Annotated in this window: 6 protein-coding genes; all 6 read right to left on the bottom strand. The window is 60.4% G+C overall.

Annotated features, from left to right (window positions below; translation table 11 throughout):
• Positions 1-112: 112 nt before the first annotated feature.
• Positions 113-1,330: an argininosuccinate synthase gene (locus ACE3OH_RS17975; RefSeq protein ID WP_374356332.1), complete on the bottom strand. Its 1,218-nt coding sequence runs from the start codon at positions 1,328-1,330 to the stop codon at positions 113-115.
• Positions 1,331-1,373: 43 nt separating this feature from the next.
• On the bottom strand, positions 1,374-1,736 hold the full coding sequence (locus ACE3OH_RS17980) for a 5-carboxymethyl-2-hydroxymuconate Delta-isomerase (RefSeq protein ID WP_374356335.1): 363 nt from the start codon (positions 1,734-1,736) through the stop codon (positions 1,374-1,376).
• Between the two features lie 2 nt (positions 1,737-1,738).
• Complete coding sequence (locus ACE3OH_RS17985) at positions 1,739-2,131, bottom strand: VOC family protein (RefSeq protein WP_374356338.1); 393 nt, start codon at positions 2,129-2,131, stop codon at positions 1,739-1,741.
• Positions 2,132-2,144: 13 nt separating this feature from the next.
• Positions 2,145-3,062, bottom strand: coding sequence for an ornithine carbamoyltransferase (gene argF, locus ACE3OH_RS17990; RefSeq protein ID WP_374356341.1), 918 nt, complete (start codon positions 3,060-3,062; stop codon positions 2,145-2,147).
• Positions 3,063-3,171: 109 nt separating this feature from the next.
• On the bottom strand, positions 3,172-4,983 hold the full coding sequence (locus ACE3OH_RS17995) for a diguanylate cyclase (protein WP_374356344.1): 1,812 nt from the start codon (positions 4,981-4,983) through the stop codon (positions 3,172-3,174).
• Positions 4,984-5,003: 20 nt separating this feature from the next.
• Positions 5,004-6,259: aminotransferase class I/II-fold pyridoxal phosphate-dependent enzyme (locus tag ACE3OH_RS18000; protein ID WP_374356346.1), on the bottom strand; the 1,256-nt coding region annotated here is incomplete at its 5' end.

The raw sequence follows: 6,259 nt of genomic DNA on the forward strand, positions 1-6,259 counted from the left end.
TGCTGTCTCCTCGAATCTGTCTACACACAAAGGCGCAAAGGTATAAGCGCGCCAATAAACCATTACTGAACAAAAAACCCGGCGCCAGGCCGGGTTTTTCAAGAATTGGATTCTAACGCCGTTTTCTGCCGGCAATGCGCAGACGCAGGGCATTGAGTTTGATAAAGCCCTCGGCATCTTTCTGGTTGTAGGCGCCGCCATCGTCGTCGAAGGTAGCAATGGTCTGGTCGAACAGCGTGTCCTTGGAGTCACGCGCCACCACCGACACACTGCCCTTGTACAGCTTGACCTTCACCCAGCCGTTGACGAATTGCTGGGTATTGTCGATCAAGGCCTGGATGGCACGCCGCTCCGGGCTCCACCAATAGCCGTTGTAGATCAGCTCGGCATAGCGCGGCATCAGGTTGTCCTTCAGATGCGCCACTTCACGGTCGAGCGTAATGCTCTCGATGCCGCGATGCGCCTTGAGCAAAATGGCGCCGCCCGGTGTTTCATAGCAGCCGCGCGACTTCATGCCGACATAACGGTTCTCCACCAGGTCGAGCCGGCCAATGCCGTGCTTGCCGCCCAGCGCATTGAGCGCGGCGAGCAATTCATGCGGCTTCATCCGCGTGCCATTGATGGCAACCAGATCGCCAGCCTCGAACTCCATATCGACGTATTCCGGCGCATCGGGCGCGGCCTCGGGCGACACGGACCAGCGCCACATGCTGTCTTCGGCCTCGGCTTTCGGGTCTTCCAGATGGCGACCTTCGAAGCTGATATGCAGCAGGTTGGCATCCATGGAGTACGGCGCACCACCTGCCTTGTGCTTCATATCGATGGGGATGCCGGCCTTTTCGGCGTAGGCGAGCAGCTTTTCCCGCGATAGCAAATCCCACTCGCGCCACGGCGCAATCACCTTCACGCCGGGCTTGAGCGCATAGTAGCCAAGCTCGAAGCGAACCTGGTCATTGCCCTTGCCGGTGGCGCCATGGCTTACCGCATCGGCGTGTGTCGCATTGGCGATTTCGATCTGTCGCTTGGCGATCAAAGGGCGAGCGATCGAGGTACCGAGCAGGTATTCGCCCTCGTACACGGTATTGGCGCGGAACATCGGGAACACGAAGTCGCGCACGAACTCTTCGCGCAAATCGTCGATGTAGATGTTCTCCGGCTTGATACCAAGCTGGATCGCCTTGGCGCGCGCCGGCTCCAGCTCCTCGCCCTGACCGATGTCGGCGGTAAAGGTGACGATTTCACACTGGTAGGTATCCTGCAGCCATTTGAGGATGACGGAGGTGTCGAGGCCGCCCGAGTAGGCCAGCACGACTTTCTTGATATCGGACATGATGCTTTCCTTGATGCCGTTCGAATGCAAAACCAAGCGCCGCTCAGGATATGAGCTTGGCGTAATACGGAGCCCGGATATCAAGCAGCTCCAGGCAGACTTCCTGTTCCGGATGGGCCAGCAAGGCGCCAAAGTGCTGTTGTGCCACCTCACGCAAGGCGACCAGCGCAGCCTGCTTTTGCGCATCACTGCGGTTATCGAGCATATATAGCCGGATATGCACGAAGCCACGAGTCGGATCGCCATCCCCGACATAGCAGTCATCAAGCGGCACGGCGCGACTCTTGATCTCGGCCGGGACGATATGGCCAGTGCCCGCCAGCGCAGCATGCGCCGCCTGGAAGAAGGTGGGCCAGGCAGGCAGGTCCGGCAGCTGCCGGCCGTATTCAACAACAAGATGCGGCATGTTTACTCCGGGGTGTGGCAGACCGCTTCGATATTGTGCCCATCCGGGTCCAGCACGAAGGCGCCGTAGTAATCGGGGTGGTAATGAGTACGCAGACCCGGGCCGCCATTGTCACGGCCGCCCGCTTGCAGGGCGGCTTGGTGAAAAGCATCTACCAGGGCACGGTTCCCGGCCCGAAAAGCGATATGCAGGGTGGGTTGATTCGGGGTGCCGGCACTAATCCAGAAGTCGGGCTTGCCCGTCGCGGCCTCGCCGAAACCGGCCACATCGGTGTGACCGGTCACGCTGGCGGGAAACTCCATCAATTTTGCATAGCCGATGGCGGAAAGTGCCTGCTCGTAAAACGCCTTGCTCTTGGCAAAGTCACTGACGAAAACACCGGTGTGATCAATCATGCAGTAGCCCTCTTTAGCTATTCACAGGGCCCAGCAGCATATACTCGATCAGCGCTTTCTGGGTATGCATGCGGTTTTCCGCCTCATCCCACACGATGGATTGCGGACCGTCGAGCACCTCGGGGTCCACCTCCTCGCCGCGGTGAGCCGGCAGGCAATGCATGAATACCGCATCCTGGTCGGCCAGCTTCATCAGATCACTGCTAACCTTGTAGTGCAGAAAATCTACCCGTCGCTGCAGGCTTTCGCGCTCGAAGCCCATGGACACGCACACATCGGTAGACACGATATCGGCACCCTCGACCGCCTCGCGCGGATCATGCGTCTGCTCGAGATGGGCGCTGTAGTCCTGCCCGTCCAGCACCGTCATCTCATAGCCTTTGGGCGTGGCGATACGCAGCTTGAAGTTGAAGATGCGGGCAGCTTGCAGCCAGGTGCGCGAAATATTATTGCTGTCGCCCACCCAGGCCACCGTCTTGCCATCGATGGCACCGCGCTGCTCGATATAGGTGAACACATCGGCCAGGGTCTGGCAGGGGTGGTATTCATTGGTCAGGCCATTGATCACCGGCGCATTCGAGTAGCGGGCGAAGGTATCGGCAATGGTCTGCTCATAGGTGCGCAGCATGATCACATCGCACATGCGGCCGATCACCCGGGCGACATCCTCGATCGGCTCGCCGCGCCCGAGCTGGGTGTCCTTGGAAGCGAGAAACATGGCGTGACCGCCCAATTGATTCATGCCGGCTTCAAAGGAAACCCGGGTGCGGGTCGAGCTTTTTTCAAAGATCATCGCCAGCGTCTTGCCCACCAGCGGCTGGTAGACCTCGCCTCGGCGCAGTCTTTCCTTCAGCACGCGGGTGCGAGCAAACAGATGCTCGTATTCATCACGGGTGTAGTCGGAAAACTGCAGAAAGTGCTTGGCGGGCATGATGGACCTGGTCTTTGTTGCGTTGCGGAAAAGGCTGAGCTTCGCCGAAGCAGCAACACCGGTCAAGCAGGTATTTCATCCATGCGACACAAAATGTCGCCAATGCGACCTATTTTGCTTCGAATATGCGATCGCGCCCGGCCGCCTTGGCGCGATACAGCGCGCTGTCTGCCGCCTTGAGCAAGGCATCGGCACTGCGGCCGTGGCGCGGATACTCGGCCACGCCAGCAGAAAAGGTCAGGCCCGCCAGGCGACCGCCATCAGCTAGTGGCACGCTAAGCGCGCGGAAGCGCTCCAGCAGATGATGAATACGCACCAGGGCGCGGTCCAACCCGATATCGGACAGCACCAGGCAAAACTCTTCGCCACCGAAGCGGCAAGCGAAGTCGGAGCCACGGATATTGGCGCGCATCAAGTCAGCCAGCTCGACCAGCACCTTGTCGCCAACCGGATGACCATGGCCATCGTTGACTCGCTTGAAGTGATCGAGATCGATCAGCACGATACTGATCGGGTAGTAGCGGCGCTCGGCCAGGCGGATTTCGTTGGACAACTCTTCTTGCAGATAGCGCCGGTTATACAGATCAGTGAGCGGGTCGCGAATCGCCTGATCGCGCAGCTTGGCCTGCAGACGCTGGATTTCATCCACCTTGAACGCCAGCTCGGAATTGAGCGCTTCCAGCTCCCGCCGGCCACGCTCGGCCTCGGCATGCTTTTGAATGGCAAAGTCACGCTCGCGCTCGGCGTCGGCCAACTCGCTCTGGATCTGCAACATCTGCGCCCGCGCCCGGGTGGCGCTGCCGAGCGAGCATTGATACAGCTGCTGATGGCGCTCGAGATACTCATAGGCAGGCTGCCACTGCCCCAGTGCCGCATGAACGCGGGACAGCTCGCGATACAGCTGGATCGGGTAATACGGATCACGCAAGCGGCCCAGATAGCTCTCGGCCTTGCGCAAGGCCTCCAGTGACTCGCCCAGACGCCCCTGGCCGCGCTCGATCAAGCCGCACACCCAGTAGCAATGCGTGCACACCTGCAGATCGTTCAGCGCATCGGCGCTTTCCAGTGCGGTGGCGATACAGGCCTTGGCGGCATCCCACTCTTCGCGCGCGGCAAAAGTATGCGCGGCGATCGACTGGAAAAACGCCTTGTCGGAGCGACCGATATGAACATAGTCCTTGCCCATGCTCAGATACGGTTCAATGGTCTCGTATGCGGCCTGATGCGCCCCGATAGCCAGCTGGCACATGGCCAGATTGCCGGCTACCAGCGGGCCCAGCGAGGCCAGCTGTGACTGAGCCACCAGATCATAGGCCTCCACCAGAAAACGCACCGCGTCTTCATAATTACCGGCGCTGTGCTGCACATCGCCCAGATTGGACAGCACCAGCGTGAGGTGGTCATTGGATTGCAGCTCGCGCGCGGCATTGAGCGCCTTGTAGAAAAAGCGCATGGCCTCGTCCTTGAGGCCTCCATCGGCACAGATGGCGCCCAAGGCATTGCTCACCACAAAGGCATCGACCGCAGCCAGCCGATCAAGGCCGGTAGAAAAACCGATCAACTCGGCATAGGCCGATTCGGTATTGCCGGCACGGCTATACAACACCGCCAGTCCAAAGCAGGCGCGCAATTCGCCAAGCAGGTCGTGGCGTTGTGCGAAGCACTGTTTCAGCTCGCTGAATTCACGCTCGGCAAGCTCCCTGTCGCCGTGGCGCATCTCGTAGCAAGCGAGCGAGATGCGCGCATACGCCGCGCCGCACTCATCCCCCACCAAGCGGACAGCGGCAAGCGCATGCTGTGCCAGCGCACGCGATCCCTGCGGGTCACCGAACTGGGTCAGCCACGCCTTTTCATTCAGCGCGCTGACCTCTCGGGCCCCGACCGGACTCTGTTCGACAAGGACGGTTGTCTCGCGGGTCATGGCGTTACAGCATGCGCGCTTCAGCGCGCGCAGTCCAGCGGACGGATGCTCGCTTCATCGGCCGGGCGCAGTACGCGGATGCACGGCAGCCAGCCATCGAACACCACGCCATGCAATTCCACCTGCTTCTGGCTGCGCAGCAGGTTGACCAAGTAGCTGATGATGTCCGGCGTGATCACCTGCCCCGGCACCAGCACCGGAATGCCCGGCGGGTAGGGCGTGATCTGGTCGGCGCAGACGAGGCCTGCCAGTTTCTGGTTGACCTGATCGGCTTCATCAAGCAATGGCGCCAGTTCGCCCTCGGCATAGAAGGCATCGCGCGGCAGGAATTTCAGCGAGGTGAAGTGCGGAATCGCCGGGGTGCGGTAGATGCGGCGCGGCGCTCTGGCCTCGCGCGCGATGCGCATCAAGGCGTCGTACAAACGCGACACCTTGCTCTTGGTGGTACCGATAGTCAGCAGCAGGGTGATGGTGTTAAAGGTCGATTTCTCGATCTGGATGTTGTAGCGCTCAAACAACACTTTCTGCAGCTCATCCACCGTATAGCCGCAGGCCGAGATATCGACTGTGATCTTGGTCGGGTCGAGGCGCACGCCATCGTTCTTCACTTCGGGCGGCAGCAGATCGTCCAGCTCCAGCACCCGGAATACACCGGTCGAATTGATCAGGCCTTTCAATTCGGCAGCAAGGGCCAGGGTGCGATCCAGCAGCTTGTAGCCTTCCATGCTCATCTGCCGGCGCGCCACATCCAGGCTGGCGATCATGCTGTACTGCGGGCTGGTGGAGGTGTGCATATTGTAGTTCTCGCGGAACACATGCTCATTGAACTCCGGGTCGTTCACATGAATCATCGATGCCTGCGAGAAGGCGCTCATCACCTTGTGGGTGGACTGGGTGGCAAAGTCGGCCCCGGCTTCCAGCGCGGTGGGCCGGAAGGTCGGGTGGAAGCGACCATGCCCGTACCAGGCCTCGTCGATGATCACCTTGATGCCATGGCGCTTGGCGGCGGCAATGATCGGCTCCAGGTCATAGCGCAGGCCGTCGTAGGTACACGAGGTGAGGATCATCACGCTGGCGTCGGGGTTCTCTTCGATGGTCTTGAAGATGGTGGCTTTCGGCACCGGCCCGAACAGGCCGTATTCCAGATTGGTGCTGGAATCGAGGTAAACCGGCAAGGCGCCCGACAGGATCACGCCGTGGTGCACCGACTTGTGGCAGTTGCGATCGAGCAGCATTTTGTCGCCTGGCGCCAGCAGGGTCTGCAGGATCACCTTGT

It is taken from the genome of Chitinimonas sp., assembly GCF_041904975.1.
GTDB lineage: Bacteria > Pseudomonadota > Gammaproteobacteria > Burkholderiales > Chitinimonadaceae > Chitinimonas.

Bases quoted from the DNA above. Each gene is read 5' to 3' on its own strand.
- ACE3OH_RS17985 (WP_374356338.1), bottom strand. From the start codon at position 2,131: ATGATTGATCACACCGGTGTTTTCGTCAGTGACTTTGCCAAGAGCAAG.
- ACE3OH_RS17995 (WP_374356344.1), bottom strand. From the start codon at position 4,983: ATGACCCGCGAGACAACCGTCCTTGTCGAACAGAGTCCGGTCGGGGCC.
- ACE3OH_RS17980 (WP_374356335.1), bottom strand. From the start codon at position 1,736: ATGCCGCATCTTGTTGTTGAATACGGCCGGCAGCTGCCGGACCTGCCT.
- ACE3OH_RS17975 (WP_374356332.1), bottom strand. From the start codon at position 1,330: ATGTCCGATATCAAGAAAGTCGTGCTGGCCTACTCGGGCGGCCTCGAC.
- argF (WP_374356341.1), bottom strand. From the start codon at position 3,062: ATGCCCGCCAAGCACTTTCTGCAGTTTTCCGACTACACCCGTGATGAA.